This is a genomic window from Lentzea chajnantorensis (genome assembly GCF_054300775.1).
The window spans coordinates 1,556,265-1,578,441 of the sequence record NZ_JBSDZT010000002.1 but is presented as its reverse complement, the minus strand read 5'-3'; the positions used below and the strand labels follow the sequence as shown (position 1 = coordinate 1,578,441).

Sequence of the window (22,177 nt, the reverse complement as noted above, 5' to 3'; positions counted from 1 at the left end):
CCCTTTCCGGGGGCAACCACCGACTTACGTAGGTTTCGGAGGGTTTTCCTACCTGCTGAAAACCGTTGACACCGTCGACTTGAGACGTTGGTGCAAAGAGCGCAGTTCGTCTCTTTTCGACCGCACTTCCACCACTTGGATGCCCTCCGGTGGCGCAAGTGCTCTACGGAACTCCTCCTTGCCGTCCACAATGGAGTGCCTGATTCGGTGTCCGGCGCACAATGCCGCGAGATCAGCTCCGTGCGGCGTGCCGAAAATCCGCTCGAAACTCTTGTCGTGTTCCGGCGCGCCCTGTTCCAGCAACGAGAAGATGCCGCCGCCGTCGTCGTTGAGCACCACGATCGTCAGGTCCGGCCGCCGGTCGGTGATCAGGCCGTTGAGGTCGTGCAGGAACGTCAGGTCGCCCATCAACGCGTAGGCCGGTCCTTCGTGCGTGGTCGCCAGCCCGATGGCCGTGGACACGCTCCCATCGATGCCCGCGGCGCCCCGGTTGGCGTGGACCTCCAGGTCGTCGCGGCGCTCGCCGGCGAAGTCGACGTCCCGGATGGGGTTGGAGGAGCCCACGAAGAGCATCGAGCCGGCCGGGACCGTGTGCGTGAGCTCGCGCGCCACGTGCAGCCCTGTCGGCCACGGCTCGGCGTCCAGCAGCTCGTCCACGGCGGCGCTGACGTCCTTGACCGCGCTCTGCCAGGCCTGTGCCCAGTCCTGGTCGACGGCCTGCGGCTCGGGCAGCCACGTCGAGGCGCGGGTGGCGGTGAACTGGGTGTCCGCCCACTCCGCCTGGTCGCCGACGGCGTGCACGACCGCGGTGTTCTTGAGGAGCGCCTGCTGGCCGCGGCTCAGCGTGACCCGGCCGACGACCAGGACCGCCTCGGGCTCCAGGTGTTCCGGCAGACCGGCGTTGAGCAGCAGTGAACCGTGGCGGAGGCCGCCGGGGGCGGTGGGTTCGGCGATGACGGGCCAGCCGAGCCGCGCGGCTTCCCGGACGCGGCCGGGGTGGTCGTCGCCGAGGAGCACCAGCGTTTTCGCGGGCAGGTCCGACGGGCGGGTTTCGATTGCGGTGGTTCGGTCTGTGGCCGTCCACGGGGTGCGGTCGGACGTGGGCCACGCGTCGTCGTCGGGAGTGAGCGGCGGGCGGAACGGGATGTTGATGTGCGACGGGCCGTCGGTGGCCATCGCGCGACAGATGAGAGATCGCGTCGTGGGCTCGTCTGCGGCCTCGGGCATGTGGAGCGTCCGGATGCCGAGGATGTCGTGCTGGTTGATCGTCTGGCTGGCGCCGGTGCGGTAGAGCTCGACCGGGCGGTCGGCGGTGAGCGCGACCAGCGGGACGTGCGTCAGCTCCGCCTCGACCACCGCCGGGTGCAGGTTCGCCACGGCGGTGCCGCTCGTGCAGGTGACGACGGCCGGCGTGCCCCGCTTGGCCAGGCCGAGCGCGAGGAACCCCGCGGTGCGCTCGTCGATCCGCACGTGCAGCGTCAGCAGGCCCCTCTGCTCGGCCTGGTGCAGCGCGAACGACAGCGGGGCGTTGCGCGAGCCGGGGCACAGGACGACGTGCCGCACGCCGTTGCGCACCAGCTCGTCGACGACCACCCTCGCCTGCAGCGTTGCCGGATTCATGCGCCTAGAGTCTCAGACCGTGGCAGACCAGGACCTCTTCGACCCGTCGTTGTGGAAGCCGATCGAGGGCTTCGACTTCACCGACATCACCTACCACCGCGCGCTCGACCAGGGCACCGTGCGCATCGCGTTCAACCGGCCCGAGGTGCGCAACGCGTTCCGGCCGCACACAGTGGACGAGCTGTACCGGGCGCTCGACCACGCGCGGATGTCGAGTGACGTCGGGTGCGTGCTGCTGACGGGCAACGGGCCGAGTCCCAAGGACGGCGGCTGGGCCTTCTGCAGTGGCGGTGACCAGCGGATTCGCGGGCGCAGCGGGTACCAGTACGCCTCAGGCGAGACGGCGGAGACGGTGGACCCGGCGCGGGCCGGGCGGTTGCACATCCTGGAGTGCCAGCGGCTGATCCGGTTCATGCCGAAGGTCGTCATCGCGGTCGTGCCGGGGTGGGCGGCCGGGGGTGGGCACAGCCTGCACGTGGTGTGCGACCTCACCATCGCGAGCGAGGAGCACGCGCGGTTCAAGCAGACGGACGCGGACGTCGGCTCGTTCGACGGCGGGTACGGGTCCGCCTACCTGGCGCGGCAGGTGGGGCAGAAGTTCGCGCGGGAGATCTTCTTCCTCGGGCGCACGTACAGCGCGGAGGACATGTTCAAGATGGGCGCGGTCAACGCGGTCGTCAAGCACGCCGAGCTGGAGACCACGGCGCTGCAGTGGGCCCGGGAGATCAACGGCAAGTCGCCGACCGCGCAGCGGATGCTCAAGTACGCGTTCAACCTGATCGACGACGGCCTGGTGGGGCAGCAGCTCTTCGCCGGGGAGACGACGCGGCTCGCGTACATGACCGACGAGGCGGTCGAGGGGCGTGACTCGTTCCTGGAGAAGCGCGACCCCGACTGGTCGAACTACCCGTACTACTTCTGAGTCCGCACTCCTCTTGGGCAGGTGACCGTGCTCGACGAACTGCGCGCGGCGCTCTCCGGTGGCGAACCGCTGGTGGACGGACCGCTCGACGGCTGGGAGAAGCGGGCCGCCATCGGCGTGCCGACCTCCGGGTCCACGGGCGAGCCGAAGACGGTGCTGCTCGACGCCGAGGCGCTGACCACGTCCGCGGAGGCCACGCACGAACGGCTGGGCGGGCCCGGCACGTGGCTGCTGGCGTTGCCGACGGGCCACATCGCCGGCATCCAGGTGCTGGTGCGGTCCGTCGTCGCCGGCACGACACCCGGTGAGCTGGCCCTGTCCGGCGGCTTCCGCGCCATGGGGTTCGCGCTGGCCGCGCGGCCGGTGCTGGCCGAACCGGGGCGGCACTACACGGCGCTGGTGCCCACGCAGCTGTCCCGGCTCGTCGCCGGGGAGGGGCCGGGGCTGGAGGCGTTGCGGCAGTTCGACGGCGTGCTGATCGGCGGGGCGGCCACCCCGCCGCGGCTGTTGCAGCAGGCGCGCGCGCTCGGGGTGCAGGTCGTCACCACGTACGGAATGAGCGAGACGGCCGGCGGGTGTGTGTACGACGGTGTGCCGCTCAAGGACGTCGAGCTGCGCACGGACGACCTGATCGAGATCAGCGGGCCGGTGCTGGCGCTGGGGTACCGCGGCAGCCCCGAGCCGTTCGGCGAGTGGTTCCGCACCGGTGACCTCGGGCGGCTGCGCGACGGGCGGCTGGAGGTGCTCGGGCGGGCCGACGACATGATCGTCACGGGCGGCGAGAAGGTGCCCCCCGTGCTGGTGGAGAGGGCTCTGGCCACGGTGGACGGCGTGCTGGAGGCGTGCGTCGTCGGCGTGCAGGACGACGAGTGGGGACAGGTCGTGGCGGCCGCCGTCGTCGCGCGCGGCGGCACTCCCCCGGTCGAGGACCTCAAGGCCGCGGTGGCCGAGCAGGTGGGCCGGGCAGCGGCGCCGAAGCTGGTGCGGTTCGTCACCGAACTGCCGTTGCGCGGACCGGGCAAGGTCGACCGGACCGCGGTGGCCGACTCCTTCAGGTGACCTCCTTTAGGTGAACCTTTACCGCTGAGGACGACTCTCGCCGCGAAGCGCACGGACCCAGGCCGTGCGCGCTGGCGATGGGGGTTCTCATGCGCTACCTGTTACCGCTGGTCGTCGGGGCGGCCCTGACGGTCGGACTGGCGGCACCCGCCCAGGCCGCCTCCAACGAGTGGACCGTCGACGCGAGCGGGCACGCCGTCTCGTGGGGTGGCGCCCCGCGGATCGGTCTGGTCGAGCTCGGGACGCACCGGCTCGCGCGGCCCGCCAACGCGGTCACGGCGGCGGTGACCGGCGACGGCGTCGTCGACGTGCGCGGACTGCGCGCCGACGGGCAGTGGACCGAGTGGTACGAGGCACCGGCGACGTTGCCGGTCACCACCTCGACCGTTCAGGCGCGGGTCGTCCTGAACAGCGGCAAGGCCGCGAAGGTGAAGGTGTCGGCGTACACCGCGCCCGCTGCCGCCGAGGACGTGTCGGCCATGGCCGCCGGGCGTTCGTACCGCGTCTACGCCACGCGGGAGGGCCTGGTCGGCGGCACCACCGCCAACGGGCACGTGATCCGCTCGCGCGACCACTTCGTCGCCCTGCCGTCGCGGCGGGGCCTGGCGGGCAACAACTCCGGCAACTACAGCGTGCAGGTGTGCGCGTCGAACGGCCGCTGCGAGTGGGCGCCGGTGTGGGACGTCGGCCCGTGGAACACCAAGGACGACTACTGGAACCCGGCCACGACCCGCGAGATGTGGAAGGACCTGCCGCAGGGCAAGCCGGAGGCGCAGGCCGCGTACGAGAACGACTACAACGGCGGCAAGGACCAGTTCGGCCGCGCGGTCGCGAACCCGGCGGGCATCGACCTGGCCGACGGCACGTTCTGGGACGGCCTCCAGCTGTCGAACAACGCGTGGGTGACCGTGACGTACCTGTGGACCGGCTCCGGTCCGGTCGGGACGGTCCGCACGGCGGCGGCGAACGGCACGGTGAACGTGCGGTCCGGCGCGAACTCCTCGTCCTCCCAGGTGGGTCTGGCCGCGAACTACGCGCAGGTGCGGGTCACGTGCCAGCTGACCGGCGAGTCGGTGTCGGGCACGCAGGGCACGTCGAACGTCTGGTACCGCATCGCGTCCGGCAAGCACGTCGCGAAGGCCTACGTGGCGGGCGTCTCCGGAGCGACTAGCTGCTGATAACCCCTCGGCGGGTCCCCGGTGGCCATAGCGGAGGATGGGGGCATGGCCTCAGTCGTCCAGTGGATCCAGGGGACCCGCCCCCGCACGCTGCCGAACTCGATCGCACCGGTGGTCGTCGGCGCGGCGGCGGCGCACCACATCGACGAGTTCAACGCGCTGTTCACGGGACTCGCGCTGGTCGTGTCGATCGCGTTCCAGATCGGCGTGAACTTCGCGAACGACTACTCCGACGGCATCCGCGGCACCGACGACGACCGGGTGGGGCCGTTCCGCCTCACCGGTTCCGGTGCCGCGGAGCCGAAGAACGTGCGGCTGGCGGCGTTCATCAGCCTCGGTGCCGGCGCGCTGGCCGGGATCGTGCTGGTGGTGCTGTCCGGGTACTGGTGGCTGCTGGCCCTCGGTGCCGTGTGCATCGCGGGTGCGTGGTTCTACACCGGCGGCAAGCGCCCCTACGGTTACGCGGGCCTGGGCGAGATCGCGGTGTTCCTCTTCTTCGGGCCGGCCGCGGTGCTGGGCACGCTGTACGTGCAGACCGGGGAGATCACCGGGATCGGCATCGGCTCGTCGATCGCGATGGGCTGCATCTCGGCGGCCGTGCTGGTCGCGAACAACCTGCGGGACATCCCGACCGACGCGGTGTCGGGCAAGCGCACCCTCGCGGTCGTGCTGGGGGACAAGGACACCCGCCGGCTCTACCTGGCACTGGTGGCCGTGCCGTTCCTGATCGCCGTGGGCATGACCGTGCGGGTGCCGTACGCGCTGCTCGGGTTCCTGGCGGCGCCGGTGCTGCTGCCCGCCGTGCGCCGGGTCGCGGCGGGGCGCCAGGGGCGTGAGCTGATCCCGGTGCTGCAGTTCACCGGGATCGCGATGCTCGCGTGGGCCGTGCTGGTCAGCGTGGCCCTCGTCCTGGACTGACGGCCCGCTACCAGGCGTCCTCGGTGAACTGGGTGGGCTCGTCGTCGTCCTGGCGCTGCGGCCTGCGGGGCTGCGGCGGCCGTGCCGTCTCGCCCTGGATCAGCTCGTCGAGCCTGGCGCGGTCGGCTTCGAGCGCCTGGCGCACCAGCGGGTCGTGCGACGCCTCGCCGGTGAGGACCTGACGCCAGCTGAGCCCGGCACCGCGGGCGATGCGGTCGGCCAGCTGCCGCATCGCCGGTGACGCCTCGCTCGACTTCGCGAACTGCATCACCCTGCGCACGTCCTCAGTGGACGGTTCCTTGCCGCGCAGGTTCTGAGCGGTGGTGCGCATGTCCTGCTCGGCCTGCCGGACCGCCTGGGTCAGGAAGTCCTCCGCCGCCCGGATGTCCGGTGTCCGCCAGGCCGTCATCACCACTTGTCCTCCGTGAAGATGCCGGGGTCCATCTCGTCGCCGTCCTCGCCACCGCCGCGGCGCGGGCCCTGGGCGTTCATGATCTCCTCGGCGGTCATGCCCTCCTGGAGCATCTGGAACGCCTGCTTCATCTTGTTGACGTTCTCCTGCTGCATGGCCTGCACGTCCGGGTCCTGCGCGACCTTGCCGGAGACGACGTCCTCCCAGGTGAACTCGCCCGCGTCCACCTTGCGCTTCAACGCTTTCAGCTGCTCGGGCGCGTCCCGTTCCTGCGCGGCGCGTTCGACCTGCCCGGCGATGGCCTTGAAGTCGACGGGCGGCACCGGCGGCAGCGGGGTGTCCTTCAGCCGGTTCGCCAGGTCCTGCGCCTCCTTGAAGCGCGCGTCGACCTGCGCCTCGGCCGCACGCAGCTCCGGCGTCTTCCAGCTGTCGTTGGGCGTGCTCATGCTCTCCCCGTCAGTTCGACCCGAAGAGACCGCGTGGCAACGGCCTGACTTCGTCGCGTACGTCGGTGACCTCACCACGCGTGGCGAACGTGCGCCACTGGCGGAAGTCGACCTCGGTCAGGCCCAGCTCCTGCGCCTGCTGGTAGTTCTCACCCAGGTAGTGCAGGGTGACCTGGTCGCTCTGGATGCCCAGGACCTCGAACGGCGCGCCGCGGTACGTGCAGAGCTTGCGGACGTGCACGAGCTCTTCGACGGCCGCGTCCGGCAGCTCCAGCGACCAGTGTCCGTTGCGGTCGGTGAAGTCCTCCGGCACCGTCTGGCCGGGGAACGGGTGCAGGATCAGCGCACCCGGCCGCGGCGCGAAGTCGACCTCGAAGTCCTGGCCGCGGTAGCGCGCCATCAGTCCACGCCGGACGGTCGGGCGCAGCGGAACCGGGCCCTGCCAGTACCTCCCCGGCCCGAAGCCCACGTCCCCCGTCGGCACCCAGCCGACCTGGCGGTCGACGTACTTGCCGACGCTGCGGCCCTCGCCGTTCGGCTCGAACCGCCACAGCTCGGTGCCGGCCGCGAACTCGCTGAGCTCCATGACGTACTCGGGGATCGGCGTGGCGCTCGGCGTGTACCCGGTGCCCGTGAACGGCAGCGGGTAGACGCGCGTCGTGCCCATCTTCCGCGCGCCTTCGAGGTCGGGACCGCCGAAGCTGGTCTCGAAGAGCTCCGTCGTGTGCGCGTAGAACCGCAGCAGGTACTGCGTGCCCTGCGGCCAGCCCTCGACCCGGTCGACGCCGAACGCCTCGGCGAACTGCGTGCTCGTGCCCTGCGGGAAGTCCTGGCCGCGGGTGACGAACCCGGCGGTGCGGTGCGGCTCGAACCGGCCGGTGACCGTGACGTTGCCCAGGTACAGCTGCGCCGTCGCCGGGTGCACGATCTTCTGCAGGATGGTCTCCGGCCCGATGCCCGCTGCCTTGTGCACGGCCTGTGGCGTGGTCATCCCAGGTTCTCCTTCTTCCACCGCGCCAGGTGGTCGGTGCGGTCGACCCGCACGTCCTCCAGCTCTGCCGCACTGATCGTGCCGTAGAAGCCGTTGTACCGGTCGCCCTGGAGCCCGTTCTGCGCGGCCCAGGTGCCGTCGTGCCCGACGTAGTCGACGGTCGCCGTGCCGTTGCGCACCTGGCCGACCCGGAACGGCTGCCCGCGCCACGTCGCCGTCGTGCGGTCCCGGTACCAGGCGTCCAGGTCGGCGATGGGCACCTGCCGCTCCGGTGCCTGCTCGCCGATCCGGATGAGCCAGACGTGGCCCTCCGCCGCCTCGCTCGTGCTCGTGCGGAAGGTCTCGCCGCGGTACTCGGCGACGTCGAAGTCGTGGGTCATGGCGTGCCCGCGGGCAGCTGGTACCAGCCGTACCGGCTGTCGTAGACGGCGTGCAGGCGCTCCCCGCCGGCCCGGTCGACCTGCCAGATCTCGGCGCGGTCAGGCAGGTCCGTGCCGCGCGGCACGATCCACTCCGGCACGCCGCCACCGGTGGACCCGGTGCCCGTGAACGGGTCGAGGTTCCGGTTCGGCGTGGCCACACCACCCGCGTCGGCCATCCGCTGCGCCGCGTCGTCGTAGCGCCGCTGCTCGGCCGCGTCCGCGTAGGTCTCCTTGTTCGGCCCGCCGAACGGGATGAACGCCTCCCCCGCCGTGGTCGCGTCGAGCTTGTAGCGCAGCTGCATCGCCGAGTCCGCGTTCGCCGGGATCGGCGTCCAGCCGGCGCCCTTGTCGTCGAGGGCGAGACCGTCCCGCAGCCCCTGCGGCGTGTTGATGTCCACCACGTCCACACCGCGCGCGATCGACCCGCCGACCTGGGTCTGCCAGTCCTGCCTGCGGTCGCCGTCCGGGTGCGGCGTCGCCGGCAGGTAGGTGTCCATCGCACCCTGGTTGAGGGCCTTGGTGACGATGTCGCCGTTGCCGACGGTCAGCTGGTTGCGGACGTCCGCGACGTGCCGGGCCTCGTCCGGGGTGAGGTTCGTCGACAGGGTCGTGCTGAGCTGCTCGTACCGCTGGCGGTCGGCCTCGTTCGGGAGGATGTGCTCCAACTGCTGCCGGTAGCCCTCGCCCTGCGCGGCCATGGCCGAGTTGTCGAACTGCGGGGTGAGGTCGTGGCCCTGCGGCGAACGGGGCGGACCATCGCCGCCACCACCGTTGTTGTCGCCGTTGTTGTGGTTGTCGGTGTTGTGGTTGTCGCCGGTGTTGTGGTTGCCGGGGGTGTCGTGGTCGGCGGGGCGGTCGGTGCCGGGGTCGCGGTCGTGACCGGTGGGGGTGTCGTCGTGGGGACGTGCGTCGTCGGCGCCGCTCGTGCCGGTGTCGTGCGGCTTGCCGTCGGTGTCGTGCGGGCGGGTGCCGTCCGTGTCGTGGGGACGGGTGCCGTCGTGCGGGGTCGTCGTGTCGTGCGGCTTGGTGTCGTGCGGCTTGGTGTCGGTCGGGGCACCGGTGCCGTCGTGGGGACGGGTGCTGTCGTGCGGCTTGGTGCCGCCGTCGTGGGGCGTGGTGCCGGACGGGGGCGTGTCGTGCGGACGCGGGGTGTCGTGGCCGGTCGGCGAGGGCAGGCCCGAGCCGGAACCGCCAGGCGTGTGACCCGCGGGCGAACCCGGAGTCGAGCCGTGACCAGCGGGCGAGGGCAGGCCGGAACCGTGGCCCGTCGGCGTGCCCGGAGTCGAGCCGTGGCTCGACGGCGTGCCCGGAGTCGAGCCGTGGCTCGAAGAGCCGTGTCCCGAAGGCGACGGCAGGCCGGACCCCTGACCGGACGGCGACGGCAGGCCGCCGGGGGTCGGGCGCGGGCCGGACGAGGTGCCGCCGGTGCCGGCGCCGGAGCCGGGGGTCGAGTGACCGGCCGGCTGGGGTGAGGGCAGTGCGGAACCCGAGCCGCCGGCCGGGCGGTGCTGCGGCGGGGCGGTGGGGGTGCCCGCGGCGGCCGTGGAGCCGGGGCGGGGGCCGGAGCGCTGCGTGTCGCCGCCGCCTGCACCGGGGGTCATGGGGGCGCCCATCGGCATGGCGCCGCCGACCGGGGTGCCGGAGTGCGAGGACGGGGCGGGTGCGGGGGCCGCGCCGGCCGCGTGGGTCGTGTCGGGGCGGGTGACCGCGGGGCCGCCGGAGTGGCCGCCGGACGGGGGTGCGCTCGCGCTGCCACCGCCGCCGGGGCGGACCGGGGGCGGGGCCGTCACGGCTCCGCCGCCTCCGCCGCCGCCACCGGACGAGGGGGCGGTGGTGTCGCCGGGCGACTGGACCGTGGGCGGTGCGGAGACCGGGGTGCCCGCGACCGGGGTGGAGACGGAGGCCGCCTTCGTGCCGTCGGCGCCGCCGCCGGACGGGGAGTAGACCTCGCGGACGGTCGAGCCGATGTCTCGGCCGCGTTCGCCGATCTCGGTGGCGGAGTCCTTGACGGACTGGATGTCCTCGTGGATGTCGCGGACGCTGTTGCGCACGTCGCGGGCACCCTCGGCCACCTCCTGGGTGGCGTTCATGGCCTCGGCGAGGGAGTCGGCGTCCTTCAGCTTGCCGAGCGCGGAGGCGACCCGGCCCACGGCGTCGAAGAGGGCCTTCACGTCCGTGATGAGCTTCTTGACCGTGTCGATGATGTCCATGACACGGCGGTAGATCTGGTAGGCGTTCCAGACCATCTCGGCGGCCTTGATCCAACCGGCCACCGGGACCCAGACGGTCGCTGCCGCCTGCATGAGCTTGTTGATCAGGTAGTCGAGCAGGCGGGCGGCCTGCCTGCCCAGGGCCTCGGCGCCGGAGGCGACCGTGTCGAAGCCCTTCGCGATGAGCTGGGCGACGCCCATCTCCGCGAGCAGACCGGCCTTCCAGCCCAGCGCGATGTACTTCTCGTGGCTGCTCGCGGCCTCGCCGTCCCACGCGTCCCGCACCTTCCCGACGGCGTCGGTGAGGTTGTAGGACATGTCGTTCATGGCGTTGCCGACCGAGCGCCAGGCGTCGCCGTCGGCGCGGATCTTCGACCAGTCACCGGTGATCGGCGTGATGATCGTGGCGACCAGGCTCTCGCCCGTCACGGCCTCGAACACCCAGTTGACGGCCTGGACGCCCCAGCCCTGGTCCTGGAGGACGTCGTTCAGCGCGGCCCGGTCGACCTCGGGCTGCTGCAGCGAACCCGAGACCGGGCGCGGCGAGGAGTACGTCGTCGTCATCGCAGGAGGCCCTCGAAGATCTTCCGCTGGGCCAGGTCGACCTGCTCGTAGACGGCGGCCGTGGCCTCCACGCCGGTGGCGGTGCCCTCCAGTTTGGACTTGCCGAAGTCGAGGGTCTCGTCGAACAGCGCGCGCACGAGGTCCACGCCCGGCTGCAACAGCGTCAGCAGGCCGGTGAAACCGCTCTTGTCGCAGGCCGTGGCGTGGACGTACTTGCGGATCGTCTCGAACTCCGCTGCCTCGGTGCGCAGGTACTCGGCGTACGCGCGCAGCTCGGCAGCGTCTGTTGAAAACAGCGCCACGGCGGTCCCCCTCGGACTCAAAGTGCTCAGGTCACGCTGTGACGCAGCGCTCTCGTCACCAGTTCCCCGTGCGGTGGAAGTTGTTGAGGCGGTCCAGGCACGGGGCGAGGTCCATGTCCTGGGCAGCTACCCATGAGTCGTCGTAGTAGGTGTTCGCGTAACGCTCGCCGCCGTCGCAGAGCAGGGTCACCACGCTGCCGCGGGTGCGCGACTGCCGCATCTGGGCCACGACCTGGAACGCACCCCACAGGTTCGTGCCGGTGGAGCCGCCGACCCGGCGTCCGAGCAGGTCCTCGACGTACCGGATCGTCGCCACCGACGCCGCGTCCGGGACCTTGATCATGCGGTCGATCACCTGGCCGACGAACGACGGCTCCACGCGCGGGCGCCCGATGCCCTCGATCCGCGAGCCGCGGGTGCCGACCAGGTCCGGGTTGCCGTCGCGCCAGGCGTCGAAGAACACCGAGTGCTCCGGGTCCACCACGGCCAGGCGCGTGTTCAGCTTGCGGTAGTGGATGTACCGGCCGATGGTCGCGGACGTGCCGCCCGTGCCGGCGCCGACGACGACCCACTCCGGTTCCGGCGACGGCTCCAGCCGCATCTGGTCGAAGATCGACTCGGCGATGTTGTTGTTCCCGCGCCAGTCGGTGGCGCGCTCGGCGTGCGTGAACTGGTCCATGAAGTGGCCGCCCAGCTCGGCGGCGAGGCGCCGGGACTCGTCGTAGAGCGCCGACGGGTCGTCGACGAAGTGGCACCGGCCGCCCTGGCGTTCGATCAGCGCGACCTTCTCCGCGGACGTCGACCGCGGCATCACGGCGATGAACGGCAGCCCCAGCAGCCGTGCGAAGTACGCCTCGGACACGGCCGTGGAACCGGAGGAGGCCTCGATCACGGGCGTCCCGCCGGTCACCCAGCCGTTGCAGATCGCGTAGAGGAACAGCGACCGCGCCAGCCGGTGCTTCAACGAGCCGGTCGGGTGCGTCGACTCGTCCTTGAGGTAGAGGTCGATGCCCCAGTCGAGCGGCAGCGGGTAGCGCAGCAGGTGCGTGTCCGCGCTGCGGTTCGCATCCGCCTCGATGATCCCGACGGCCTCACACACCCAGTGCCTGGTCCTGCTGCAACACCGGTCCACAGAAGTGCTCACACCGGGCACGATATCCGCGCCACGGGCTCACGCCTGGGTGACGGGACCTTCGTCACCGCGGAGCTGGGCGCGCAGCTTGTCCCGCTCGGCCCTGCGCACGGCGTCGCGCTCGTTCAGACCGGCGGCGACCCGCTCGCGCAGACCCTTGAACACGAACAGCGACGCGGGCAGCGCCACCACGATGCCGACCACCAACGCGACCAGCAGCGGGACCTTGAACAGCAGGAGAGCACCCGTCACCACCGCGACGAGACCGAAGCGGGCCAGAACGTACAGGGTCACATCTCGAGCGAGCACCCGTTCAGGTTACGTCGCCTTCGTCGGAGGTGTTCGGCCGTCCTTCGAAACGGGTGGACAGCACCACCGTGGTGCGCGTTCGGGCAACACCGGGGATGCGCCGCAACCTGCCCAGCGACTTCTCCAGGTCGTCCACCGTGGCCACCCGGACCTTGACGACGAACGACTCGTCGCCCGCCACCCGGTAGCAGGACTCGACCTCGATCAGCTCGGCCAGCTCGTCCGCGACCTCGTTGTCGTCCGCGGTGTCCGTGGGGTGGATGCCGATCAGCGCGGTCACGCCCAGGCCGACCGAGCTGGGGTCGACCACGGCGTGGTAGCCCACGATGACGCCGGCCGACTCGAGCTTGCCGACCCGCTCGTGCACCGCGGAGGCCGAGAGCCCGACCTGTCGGCCCAGGTCGGCGTAGGTGGCCCGCCCGTTGGCACGCAGCGCGGCGATGATCTGGCGATCAAGTGCATCCACCCGCGACACCCTATGCCTCGCACACGCGTGCACGTCGTCCCGGTCACAGTTGAAGTGCACGCGGGGAGCTTTCGTTCACCAGGAGAGCACGGGAGGGCCCCGCGTGCGGCCGTCAACGGGGGGAGTGTCCGAAACGCGTCGGTCGTCCCATTACTACCTCTTTACCAAAAAACAAGCGTTCGAGTACCTGACGGGTGAGATGCCACGATCGGACCGGAACGTCTGATCTGAGGAGGCAGTAGTGACTGCTGCAGCGACCGAGCGCCTGTTGACGCCTGGAGAAGTGGCCAACCTGTTCAGGGTCGACCCGAAGACCGTGACCCGGTGGGCGACCGCTGGACGCATCGGCTCGATCCGCACCCCTGGAGGACACCGCAGGTTCCGTGAGACCGAGGTGAAGGCGCTGCTCACGGAGCTCACGACCGAGGCGACCGAACCCGTCCGCCATTGAGACCGCGGCAATCCCCGTGCCGCGGGTAATCTCGTGGCAAAGGGAGGTGGCGACCAGATGATCTACCTGCTGGCGGTGATCGGTGCGCTCACCGTGGCTGTGCTCGTGTGGCGGGCGTTCGCCCCACAGCATTCGGAGTACACCCCGGGCCGCAAGGTGATCGCACCTGACGACGACCCGGAGTTCCTCCGCAAGCTCGACGAGCAGCGCAAACGCGACGAGTGAACGACAAGGGGCCCCGTTCCCGGGGCCCCCTCTCGCGTGCTCTGACGACCAGCGCCTAGGTGTTGGGGAAGTCGTCCGCGACCACCGCGGCGAGCTCCAGCAGCGCCAGGCGCGTCTCCGGCGCGAGCTTGTCCAGCTCGATCTCGGCGCCTTCCTCCAGGTGCGCGTCGAACGGCATGCGGACCACGGACCGGCAGCGCTGCGCGAAGTGCGCGGAGAGCTTGTCCAGGTCGACCTTGCCGGACTTCGGCCGCACCGAGTTGATGACGCACACGGACTTGGCGACCAGTGCGCCGTAGCCGTGCGCCTCCAACCAGTCCAGCGTGGCCGCCGACGTCTGCGCGCCGTCGACCGACCCGGACGACACCAGGACCAGCGAGTCCGCCTCGTCCAGCACGCCCTTCATGGCCGAGTGCATCAGTCCGGTGCCGCAGTCGGTGAGCACGATGTTGTAGAAGTGCTCCAGCAACGCCACCGTGCGCCGGTAGTCGTCCTCGCTGAACGCCTCCGACACCGCCGGGTCCTGCTCGGAGGCGAGCACCTCCAGGCGGGACGGCGACTGCGAGGTGTACGCGCGCACGTCGCTGTACTTCGTGATCCGCGAAGCGTCGCGCAGCAGGTGCCGCACGGTCGCCGTGGTCTCCCGCGGGATCTTCAGCGCCAGCGTGCCGCGGTCCGGGTTCGCGTCCACGGCGATGACCCGGTCACCGCGCAGCGACGAGAACGTCGAGCCCAGCGTGGTGGTCGTCGTGGTCTTGCCGACGCCGCCCTTCAGCGACAGCATCGCGATCTTGTAGCACCCGCGCAGCGGCTGGTTGATCCGCGCGATCAGCTCACGCCGGCGCAGGTCCGCCGGGCTCTCGCCGAGGTTGATCAGGCCGCCGCTCATCGAGTGGAGCGACTTGCGCCAGCCGGACGACGGCGGGCGCTTCTCCTTCTTGATCAGCTGCTGCGACGAGACTTCCTGGGCCTGCGAGCGGTACTGCTGCTGCGGGAAGTTGTTCGGGTACTGCTGGCCGGCGAACTGGCCGTACTGGGCCGTGCTGTGCTGACCGGACTGGCCGCCGCCGACCTGGTGCGGCCCGGACTGGCCGGCCACCGGGTACGGCCCGGACTGCCCACCGGGCACCGGGTACGCGCCGGACTGCCCACCGGGCACCGGGTACGCGCCGGACTGCCCGCCGGGCACCTGGTAGGGCCCCGACTGGCCGCCCTGCACCGGGTACGCACCGGAGCCGCCCTGCACCGGGTACGCGCCCGACCCGCCGGGGACCTGGTACGCGCCGGAACCGTGCGGTGCCGGGTAGGGGCCTGACTGACCGCCGGCGACGGGGTACGCGCCGGACTGGCCGCTGATCTGCTGCGGACCGGACTGCTGCGGGTCGAGGTAGGCCGTCTGCGGGTCGACGTACTGCGGGCCCGAGCCCTGTTCCTCACCCGGTGGTTGCCGTGTCACCGCTGTGGCCCTCCCTGAGCAAGGAGGATCGAGACCTCCCCGACCCCCGGGTTGCGACGGTACGCAACCGGCAACGGTTCCATCGACGTGGGGGCTAACTCGTTAGAGACCCGCGTAGGAATGCAACCCGCTGGTGACCAAGTTGATGAAGAACAGGTTGAACACGTTCAGCGCGAACCCGGCCACGTTGATCCACGCGGCCCCGCGGCCACGCCAGCCGGCCGTCGCACGGGCGTGCAGGTAGGCCGCGTAGACGACCCACGACACGAACGCCACGGTCTCCTTGGGGTCCCAGCCCCAGAACCGGCCCCAGGCCGCCTCCGCCCAGATGGCGCCGCAGATGATGCCCGCGGTGAACAAGGGGAACGCCAGCACCGTCGTGCGGTAGGCCAGGCGGTCGAGCACGTCGGCCGACGGCAGCCTCGGCAGCCGGTCGTCCCTGCCGTCCTTCAGCAGGTAGAGGACCGAGGCCACACCGGGGATCAGCAGGACGCCGGACGAGATCGAGATCACCGAGACGTGGATCACGAGCCAGTACGAGCGCAGCGCCGGCTGCACGGGCGCGGACTCGGCGTAGAGCACCGTGCCGCCGAGGAACAGCAGCACCCAGATCGGCACCAGCACGAACGCGCCGAGGCGGCGGATGGGGAACTTCGCCATCAGCACGATCCACGCCACCACCGCGGCCAGGCACAGCAGCGACATGTACTCGTACATGTTGCCCCAGGGCGCCCGCCCCGCGGACAGGCCGCGCATGACCAGCGAACCCAGGTGCAGCACCGCGCCGAGCACGGTCAGCGCGGCACCCATGCGGCCGAACCGCTCCGGCCGCGAGACCTCGCGCCTGGTCGGTTCCTCGGCCGGTCCCGGGACCGGCGCACCGGCGCCCACCAGCGCCTCGGCCTTGCGCGGCGCCCGCGTGAAGGCCTGTTCGACCAGGTAGAACGCCATCGCGAAGAGGTAGACGCCGAGGGCGCTGCGGTACAGCCAGTCGCTGTAGGTCGCGAGTGTCTCGTTGACCGGCATCAGGACTTCTCCCCTATCAACACCGCGCGGGCCAGCCGCGTGAACTCCTCGCCGTATCCGGCCTGGTCAGTGCGGGCGAGGCCGCCGACCTCGACCAACGTACGCCCGTCCTCCCGAGGAGTCGCACGCACCCAGACGCGACGGCGCTTGACCGTGAGCGAGACGCCGAGCCCGAGGATGATCAGCACGGCGAACGCGAGCACGTACCCCTGGGTGGGGTCGTGCGAGACCTGCAACGACACCCAGTCGTTGACCGAGTCGAACCGGACCTTCGTGCCGTCGTCGAGCGCGATCTCCTCGCCCAGCGCGAGGTTCTTGCGCGCGACCTTCTGCAACCGGCCCTGCTCCACCAGCTCCTGATCGATCGAGAAGATCGACTGCCCGCGCCCGTCGTCCACGCCGAGGTCGCCGCGGTACACGTCGACGGCGACCATCGGGGCGTTCAGCGCGGGGAACTTCGAGTTCAGGATGTTGCCGTGCAGCAACGGCGTCGGCGCCAGCAGGCCGGTGACCGCGATCTGGTTCTTGCGCCGCTGCTCGGAGTCGGTGATGCCCGGCGGGTCGAACTTCGTCGCGCCCTCGGAGGCGAGCGTCAGCTGGTCGGTCGGCAGCCACTGGATGCCCTGCGTGCGCTTCTCCCCGTTGGGGAACGTCACCGTGAACGTGGGTGTGTAGCCGTGGCCGAGCAGGTAGAGCCGGTCGCCGCTGGTCCGCAGCGGGTGGTTGACCTGCAGCGTGTACGGCCGCCAGGTGTTCGTCTCCAGGTCGGCGCCGGACTGGTAGCGGATGTCGGCCTGGTAGCCGACGGGCTGACCGTTGTCGAGGTACTCGGCGGAGAACTTGCCGATCTCGACGCAGAACGGCGTGAGGTCGGTGCCGTCGATGCGCAGACCGGGCCGGAACTGGTCGTAGTTGAAGATGCCGCCGTTGCAGAACTGGCCGCCGTCGGCCTGGACGATGACCTGGCCCTCGTAGTTGTACATCTTGCCCAGCGCGAACGAGACGAGCAGCCCGAGCAGCGCGAAGTGGAAGACCAGGTTGCCGGTCTCGCGCAGGAACCCGCGCTCGGCGCTGACCGTGCCCTCGCCGGTCTCCATCCGCCAGCCGCGCATGGCCTTCTTCGCCCTGGCGACCGCCTCGTCCGGCGTGATGTCGAGCTCGGCCTGCGCGTGGTGCGGCATGCGGGAGAGGTTGCGCGGCGTCAGCACCGGCTTCGCGCGCATCTGCTTGAAGTACTCGACCGTGCGCGGCAGCAGGCAGCCGACGAGGCTCGTGAACAGCAGCAGGTAGATCGCCGCGAACCACGGCGTCGCGTAGACCTCGAAGAAGCCGAGGTCCTGCAGGAGCTCACCCCACCAGCCACGTTCGCGGACGTAGTCGTCGACCCGCGCGGAGTTCAGCGACCGCTGCGGCAGCAACGCGCCGGGCATGGCCGCGAGCGCGAGGAGGAACAGCAGGGTGAGCGCGGTCCTCATGGAGGTGAGGCCGCGCCACGTGTTGCGCAGGAAGGCGGTCACTAGAGCGGCAACTCCACTACGTCGACGAACGAGTAGCGCAGCCACCCGACGAACTCACCCCAGAGCCCGGTGACGAGCGCGATGCCGACGAGGATCAGCAGCACCCCGCCGAAGACCTGCACCTGCCGCGCGTGCGCGCGCAGCCACTTCGTCACGCCCAGCGCCCACCGCGCCCCGAGCGCCAGCACCACGAACGGCAACCCGAGCCCCAGGCAGTAGGCCAGCACCAGCACCGCACCGCGCGCCGACATCGACCCGACCTCGGTGCTCTGCGCCACCGCCAGCACCCCGGCGAGCGTCGGCCCGAGGCACGGCGTCCACCCGAGCGCGAACACCGCACCGAGCAGCGGCGCCCCGACGAGCCCGGCCTTCGGCCTGCTGTGGAACCGCACGTCCTTCTGCAGCGCGGGCACCAGCCCGATGAACACGAGTCCCATGAGGATCGTGACGACGCCACCGATCCGCTGGAACAGGTCGGCGTTGAAGAGCAGCGCGTGCGAGACCCCGAGCACCGCCATCGACGCCAGCGCGAAGACCACGGTGAACCCGAGCACGAACAGCAACGACGCACCCGCGACCCGCCACCGCCCTGCCTTGGCCGGCTCGTTCGCCTCGACCCGCGGCGCCTCGGCACCGACCAGTCCGGCCAGGTACGCCAGGTAGCCGGGCACCAGCGGCACCACGCACGGGGAGGCGAAGGAGATGAAGCCAGCGAGCAAGGCAACCCCGGTGGCCAGCAGCAACGGCCCGGAGATCGCCAGATCGGTGGGGTTCACACACCTCAGGGTAGGTAGTTGCCCAGATCACGCGACGACCGGTGTCACCTTCGGGTCGCGCCCTTGGGCCGGAAGTACCGACGATTGCCGCCTTGTGGGTGACAACACGTGTGCTTAGCGTCATCACATGCGACGTTCCCGGCTGATCTTCCCGGCGTTGACCGTCACCGCCCTGGCCCTCTTCGCCCAGTCCCCGGCCGGCGGCGCAGCCCCCGCGATGGAGTGGCGCGAGGTCTTCAACGAGGACGGCTCCATCACCCAGGCCCTCACACCCAAGGCTCCCAAGGAAAGAGCCACCGACCTGCGCACACTGGCCGCGGCCGAGGTCGTCCCGGTCCAGGTGACCGGCGACTCGGCCGACCGCTTCGACCTCGTCTTCGTCGGCGACGGCTACACCGAGGCGGACCTGCCGACCTACACCGCGAACGTCCTCAGCAAGTGGACGGAGCTGTCCGCCGTGGAACCGTTCGCGTCCTACAAGGACTACTTCAACGTCTGGCAGGTCAACGTCGTCTCCGCGGAGTCCGGCGTGGACAACGACCCGGCCAAGGGCGTCGAGAGGAACACCGCACTGGACATGGGCTTCTGGTGCCAGGGCCGCGACCCGAACACCGAGCGCCTCCTGTGCGTGAACGAGACGAAGGCCAAGCAGTTCGCCGCCCTCGCCCCCGCCGCCGACCAGGTCATCGCCCTCGGCAACACCGCGAAGTACGGCGGCGCAGGCGGTTCCGTCGCCACCGCCGCCGGCTCCAACGACCAGGCGGGCCAGATCGCCGTCCACGAGCTCGGCCACTCCATCGGCGGCCTCGCCGACGAGTACGACTACCCCTACGCCACCTACACGGGTTCCGAACCGCGCGAGGTCAACGTCACCAAGGACCCGACCGGGGCACTGAAGTGGTCGGCCCACCTCGGCCAGCCCTCCCCGGACGGCGGCGTGATCGCACCGGTCGAGGGTGCCCGGTACTACAAGAACGGGCTGTACCGGCCGACCCAGAACTCGATCATGCGCACGCTGGGCAAGGAGTTCAACTCGATCGGGCGGGAGGCGATGGTGAAGGCGTTCAAGGCCAAGATCCCGTCGCTGACCACCCCGACCGCACCGGCCCCGGCCGACTGACCGAGTGCCGCAGCCCCGCCCATCCCCCGCTCCCTGAAAGTCACGCGGGGACCCCACGTACCCCTGGAGGGCACGCGGGGACCCTACGTACCCCTTGAAAAGTCACGCGGGAGCCCTACGTTCCCCCTGAGGGAACGCGGGGCCCCCGCGTGACGTGCGAATGCGGGGAGGCAGGGTCACTCCTTGGCGAGTTCCTCCACCACGGGCTTGAGGTCCGACTCCAGCACCGCCTGCAGGAACACCGCCGCGACCCGGTGCTCCTTGTCGAGCACGAACGTCGACGGCACCGAGTTGGGCGACAACCCCTTGAACACGTTGATGAAGCTGCGTCCCGACGGGTCGTAGATGGACGGGTAGGTCAGCTTCCGGACCTTCATGAAGTCCCGCGGGTGTTCCGGCGAGGTCTCCTTCACGTCGATTCCGATGACCTGCGTCCCCGCCTCGTACAGCTTCTGCATCTCCGGCGCCTCGGTGCGGCAGGGCCCGCACCAGGCTCCCCAGATGTTGACCACGACGGGCTTGCCCGCGTAGTCGGAGAGCCGGACCGTCTTGCCGGGCTCCAGCAGCGACTCGCCTTCGAGGCCCTTGAGGGGTTTGCGGTCCGCGACGTCGTAGCGGAGGTTCACCTGGCCGCCGGGGGCGACGAGGTAGAAGTCGCCGCCGCCGACCTGGGACGCGTCCTTGCCGACGGTGCAGCCCGAGACGAGCAGGAGCAGCACGAGCAGGCGTTTCATGCCCCGGTCACCCGCGGGTTCGTGGCGCCGGCCGGCTCGGAGTACCTGATGCGCACCAGCTGTTCGCCCTCGAAGTGCAGCGAGGTCAGGGAGGCGAGCGAGCACTCGCGCCTGCGCGGGTCGTGCCACATGCGCTTGCCCTCCAGGAACCGGCGGACGGTCCAGATCGGCAGCTGGTGGGACACGCAGACGGCCTCGTGACCCTCGGCGGCAACACGGGCGCGCTGGATGGCGCCGAGCATGCGGTGGGCGATCTCGATGTACGGCTCACCCCAGGAGGGCTTGAACGGGTTCACGAGCTTCGGCCAGTGCTCCGGGGAGCGCAGGGCGCCGTCGCCGACGGAGACCTTCAGGCCCTCGAACTGGTTGTCCGCCTCGATCAGGCGCTCGTCGGTGGCGAGCTCCAGGCGGTGGGAGTCGGCGATCGGTGCCGCGGTCTGCTGGGCGCGGTCGAGCGGGGACGCGACGACGTGCACGACGTCGTGGTCGGCGAGGTGCTCGGCCACGGTCAGCGCCTGCTTCTGGCCGCGTTCGGACAGCTTGAAGCCGGGGATGCGGCCGTAGAGGATGCCGGTCGGGTTGTGCACCTCGCCGTGGCGGAGCAGGTGGACGACGGTGCTGGTCACTTGCGGGCCTCCTTGGCGGCGCGGGCCGCGTGGGGCAGCGCGTCGGCGATCACGGCGAACTCCTCTTCACCCAGTGCGGCGTTGACGAACCACGCCTCGAACGCCGACGGCGGCGCGTAGACGCCGCGGTCGAGCAGGGCGTGGAAGAACGGCGGGAAGCGCCACGTCTCGCACGTCTGGGCGCCCGCGTAGTCCTTCACCTCTTCAGAACCGAAGAACACGCTCACCAGGTTTCCGGCGAACTGCACGCGGTGCTCGACGCCCGCCTCGGTCAGCGCGGCGGTGAACAGCGCGCCCAGGCGGGTCGCGTTGCGGTCCAGCGCCTGGTAGACGTCCTCGTCGGCGGCGCGCAGCGTGGCCAGGCCGGCCGCCACGGCCACGGGGTTCCCGGACAGGGTGCCCGCCTGGTAGACGGGGCCGGAGGGCGCGAGGCGGGCCATCACGTCCGCGCGGCCGCCGAACGCCGCCGCGGGCAGACCGCCGGACATGACCTTGCCGAACGTGTAGAGGTCGCCCTTGACCCGCTCCAGGCCGTACCAGCCGGCGCGCGAGACGCGGAAGCCGGTCATGACCTCGTCCATGATCAGCAACGCACCGTCGGCGTCGCAGAGGTCGCGCAGGCCCTGGTTGAAGTCGGCGAGCGGGGCGACGGCACCCATGTTGCCCGCCGCGGCCTCGGTGATCACGCAGGCGATCTCGCCGGGGTTCTCCGCGAACGCCGCGCGCACGGCCTCGATGTCGTTGTACGGCAGCACCAGCGTGTCCGCGGCCTGCGCGCCCGTGACGCCGGGCGAGGTCGGCAGGCCCAGCGTGGCGACGCCGGAGCCGGCCTGGGCCAGCAGCGCGTCGACGTGGCCGTGGTAGCAGCCGGCGAACTTGATGACCTTGCGGCGCTCGGTGAAGCCGCGCGCGAGGCGGATCGCGCTCATCGTGGCCTCGGTGCCGGAGTTGACCAGCCGGACCTGGCGGACCGGCTCGACCCGGTCGACGATCTCGGCCGCGAGGTCGATCTCCCCCTCGGTCGGCGTGCCGAACGACAGGCCGTGGACCGCGGCCTTCTGCACCGCCTCGACGACGGCGGGGTGGGCATGGCCGAGGATCATCGGGCCCCACGACGACACCAGGTCGACGTAGCGGTTGCCGTCGGCGTCCCACAGGTGCGGGCCCTCGCCGCGGACCATGAACCGCGGCGTGCCGCCGACGGAGTGGAACGCCCGCACCGGAGAGTTGACCCCGCCGGGGGTCAGCGTCGACGCGCGCTCGAACAGGGCCTGGGATCGACTCGCAGTCACGTA

24 protein-coding genes are annotated in these 22,177 nt (G+C 70.9%); 7 read left to right on the top strand and 17 right to left on the bottom strand.

Features of this window, described 5'->3' with window-relative positions; all coding sequences use genetic code 11:
* Window positions 1–48 precede the first annotated feature (48 nt).
* The gene (gene menD / locus ACVDFE_RS08505; RefSeq protein ID WP_458430133.1) at window positions 49–1,620 is read right to left on the bottom strand and encodes a 2-succinyl-5-enolpyruvyl-6-hydroxy-3-cyclohexene-1-carboxylic-acid synthase; all 1,572 of its coding nucleotides are present in this window, start codon (window positions 1,618–1,620) and stop codon (window positions 49–51) included.
* Window positions 1,621–1,639: 19 nt separating this feature from the next.
* Here menD and ACVDFE_RS08500 point away from each other — a divergent pair, with 19 nt between their 5' ends.
* From ACVDFE_RS08500 to ACVDFE_RS08485, 4 genes are all read left to right on the top strand, one after another.
* Window positions 1,640–2,542 carry a 1,4-dihydroxy-2-naphthoyl-CoA synthase gene (locus ACVDFE_RS08500; protein WP_458430132.1) on the top strand — a complete coding sequence of 301 codons (903 nt, stop codon included), beginning with the start codon at window positions 1,640–1,642 and terminating at the stop codon, window positions 2,540–2,542.
* A 21-nt stretch (window positions 2,543–2,563) separates the two neighbouring features.
* On the top strand, window positions 2,564–3,601 hold the full coding sequence (gene menE, locus ACVDFE_RS08495) for an o-succinylbenzoate--CoA ligase (RefSeq protein ID WP_458430131.1): 1,038 nt from the start codon (window positions 2,564–2,566) through the stop codon (window positions 3,599–3,601).
* An 89-nt stretch (window positions 3,602–3,690) separates the two neighbouring features.
* The gene (locus tag ACVDFE_RS08490; RefSeq protein ID WP_458430130.1) at window positions 3,691–4,779 is read left to right on the top strand and encodes a hypothetical protein; all 1,089 of its coding nucleotides are present in this window, start codon (window positions 3,691–3,693) and stop codon (window positions 4,777–4,779) included.
* A 45-nt stretch (window positions 4,780–4,824) separates the two neighbouring features.
* Window positions 4,825–5,697, top strand: coding sequence for a 1,4-dihydroxy-2-naphthoate polyprenyltransferase (locus tag ACVDFE_RS08485; RefSeq protein WP_458430128.1), 873 nt, complete (start codon window positions 4,825–4,827; stop codon window positions 5,695–5,697).
* A 7-nt stretch (window positions 5,698–5,704) separates the two neighbouring features.
* On the opposite strand, the gene ACVDFE_RS08480 is transcribed toward ACVDFE_RS08485, so the two are convergent.
* The 9 genes from ACVDFE_RS08480 to ACVDFE_RS08440 are packed head-to-tail and all read right to left on the bottom strand — an operon-like array spanning window position 5,705 to window position 12,951.
* Window positions 5,705–6,106, bottom strand: coding sequence for a hypothetical protein (locus ACVDFE_RS08480; RefSeq protein WP_360399753.1), 402 nt, complete (start codon window positions 6,104–6,106; stop codon window positions 5,705–5,707).
* Complete coding sequence (locus ACVDFE_RS08475) at window positions 6,106–6,555, bottom strand: hypothetical protein (protein ID WP_458430127.1); 450 nt, start codon at window positions 6,553–6,555, stop codon at window positions 6,106–6,108. Before ACVDFE_RS08475 ends, ACVDFE_RS08480 begins: the two co-directional genes overlap by 1 nt.
* A 10-nt stretch (window positions 6,556–6,565) precedes the next feature.
* The gene (locus tag ACVDFE_RS08470; RefSeq protein WP_458430126.1) at window positions 6,566–7,546 is read right to left on the bottom strand and encodes a hypothetical protein; all 981 of its coding nucleotides are present in this window, start codon (window positions 7,544–7,546) and stop codon (window positions 6,566–6,568) included.
* Window positions 7,543–7,926 carry a hypothetical protein gene (locus tag ACVDFE_RS08465; RefSeq protein ID WP_360399762.1) on the bottom strand — a complete coding sequence of 128 codons (384 nt, stop codon included), beginning with the start codon at window positions 7,924–7,926 and terminating at the stop codon, window positions 7,543–7,545. The genes ACVDFE_RS08470 and ACVDFE_RS08465 overlap by 4 nt, the downstream gene beginning before the upstream one ends.
* Entirely contained in the window at window positions 7,923–10,742 is a 2,820-nt protein-coding gene (locus ACVDFE_RS08460; protein ID WP_458430125.1) for a hypothetical protein, read from the bottom strand. The genes ACVDFE_RS08465 and ACVDFE_RS08460 overlap by 4 nt, the downstream gene beginning before the upstream one ends.
* Window positions 10,739–11,044 (bottom strand): hypothetical protein, encoded by a 306-nt coding sequence (locus ACVDFE_RS08455; protein ID WP_360399768.1) that lies wholly within the window; start codon window positions 11,042–11,044, stop codon window positions 10,739–10,741. Before ACVDFE_RS08455 ends, ACVDFE_RS08460 begins: the two co-directional genes overlap by 4 nt.
* A gap of 55 nt (window positions 11,045–11,099) precedes the next feature.
* Window positions 11,100–12,188 carry an L-cysteine desulfhydrase Cds1 gene (gene cds1, locus ACVDFE_RS08450; protein ID WP_360399771.1) on the bottom strand — a complete coding sequence of 363 codons (1,089 nt, stop codon included), beginning with the start codon at window positions 12,186–12,188 and terminating at the stop codon, window positions 11,100–11,102.
* Between the two features lie 27 nt (window positions 12,189–12,215).
* On the bottom strand, window positions 12,216–12,485 hold the full coding sequence (locus tag ACVDFE_RS08445; protein WP_360399774.1) for a DUF4229 domain-containing protein: 270 nt from the start codon (window positions 12,483–12,485) through the stop codon (window positions 12,216–12,218).
* Between the two features lie 4 nt (window positions 12,486–12,489).
* Window positions 12,490–12,951, bottom strand: a complete 462-nt coding sequence (locus ACVDFE_RS08440; protein WP_360399777.1) for an Lrp/AsnC family transcriptional regulator — start codon at window positions 12,949–12,951, stop codon at window positions 12,490–12,492.
* Window positions 12,952–13,192: 241 nt separating this feature from the next.
* On the opposite strand from ACVDFE_RS08440, the gene ACVDFE_RS08435 reads away from it, so the two are divergent.
* Both ACVDFE_RS08435 and ACVDFE_RS08430 read left to right on the top strand, forming a co-directional pair.
* Window positions 13,193–13,402, top strand: coding sequence for a BldC family transcriptional regulator (locus ACVDFE_RS08435; protein ID WP_053737033.1), 210 nt, complete (start codon window positions 13,193–13,195; stop codon window positions 13,400–13,402).
* 57 nt (window positions 13,403–13,459) lie between these two features.
* A complete protein-coding gene (locus ACVDFE_RS08430; protein WP_086667950.1) occupies window positions 13,460–13,627 on the top strand; it encodes a hypothetical protein in 168 nt (55 codons plus the stop codon).
* Between the two features lie 55 nt (window positions 13,628–13,682).
* Here the strand turns inward: ACVDFE_RS08430 and ACVDFE_RS08425 are convergent, their stop codons facing one another.
* The 4 genes from ACVDFE_RS08425 to ACVDFE_RS08410 all read right to left on the bottom strand — a co-directional run bounded on the left by ACVDFE_RS08425 (window position 13,683) and on the right by ACVDFE_RS08410 (window position 18,402).
* A complete protein-coding gene (locus tag ACVDFE_RS08425; protein ID WP_458430124.1) occupies window positions 13,683–15,083 on the bottom strand; it encodes an AAA family ATPase in 1,401 nt (466 codons plus the stop codon).
* 102 nt (window positions 15,084–15,185) lie between these two features.
* On the bottom strand, window positions 15,186–16,109 hold the full coding sequence (ccsB, locus tag ACVDFE_RS08420; protein WP_360399785.1) for a c-type cytochrome biogenesis protein CcsB: 924 nt from the start codon (window positions 16,107–16,109) through the stop codon (window positions 15,186–15,188).
* Window positions 16,109–17,584: a cytochrome c biogenesis protein ResB gene (resB, locus tag ACVDFE_RS08415; protein ID WP_360399911.1), complete on the bottom strand. Its 1,476-nt coding sequence runs from the start codon at window positions 17,582–17,584 to the stop codon at window positions 16,109–16,111. The genes ccsB and resB overlap by 1 nt, the downstream gene beginning before the upstream one ends.
* 41 nt (window positions 17,585–17,625) lie before the next feature.
* Window positions 17,626–18,402, bottom strand: coding sequence for a cytochrome c biogenesis CcdA family protein (locus tag ACVDFE_RS08410; RefSeq protein ID WP_458430123.1), 777 nt, complete (start codon window positions 18,400–18,402; stop codon window positions 17,626–17,628).
* 127 nt (window positions 18,403–18,529) lie between these two features.
* Here ACVDFE_RS08410 and ACVDFE_RS08405 point away from each other — a divergent pair, with 127 nt between their 5' ends.
* Window positions 18,530–19,522 (top strand): M64 family metallopeptidase, encoded by a 993-nt coding sequence (locus ACVDFE_RS08405; protein ID WP_360399790.1) that lies wholly within the window; start codon window positions 18,530–18,532, stop codon window positions 19,520–19,522.
* 176 nt (window positions 19,523–19,698) lie between these two features.
* On the opposite strand, the gene ACVDFE_RS08400 is transcribed toward ACVDFE_RS08405, so the two are convergent.
* The 3 genes from ACVDFE_RS08400 to hemL are packed head-to-tail and all read right to left on the bottom strand — an operon-like array spanning window position 19,699 to window position 22,174.
* Window positions 19,699–20,256, bottom strand: coding sequence for a TlpA family protein disulfide reductase (locus tag ACVDFE_RS08400; RefSeq protein ID WP_458430121.1), 558 nt, complete (start codon window positions 20,254–20,256; stop codon window positions 19,699–19,701).
* Window positions 20,253–20,882: a histidine phosphatase family protein gene (locus tag ACVDFE_RS08395; RefSeq protein WP_360399796.1), complete on the bottom strand. Its 630-nt coding sequence runs from the start codon at window positions 20,880–20,882 to the stop codon at window positions 20,253–20,255. The genes ACVDFE_RS08400 and ACVDFE_RS08395 overlap by 4 nt, the downstream gene beginning before the upstream one ends.
* Entirely contained in the window at window positions 20,879–22,174 is a 1,296-nt protein-coding gene (gene hemL, locus ACVDFE_RS08390; protein WP_458430120.1) for a glutamate-1-semialdehyde 2,1-aminomutase, read from the bottom strand. Before hemL ends, ACVDFE_RS08395 begins: the two co-directional genes overlap by 4 nt.
* Between the last annotated feature and the right edge of the window lie 3 nt (window positions 22,175–22,177).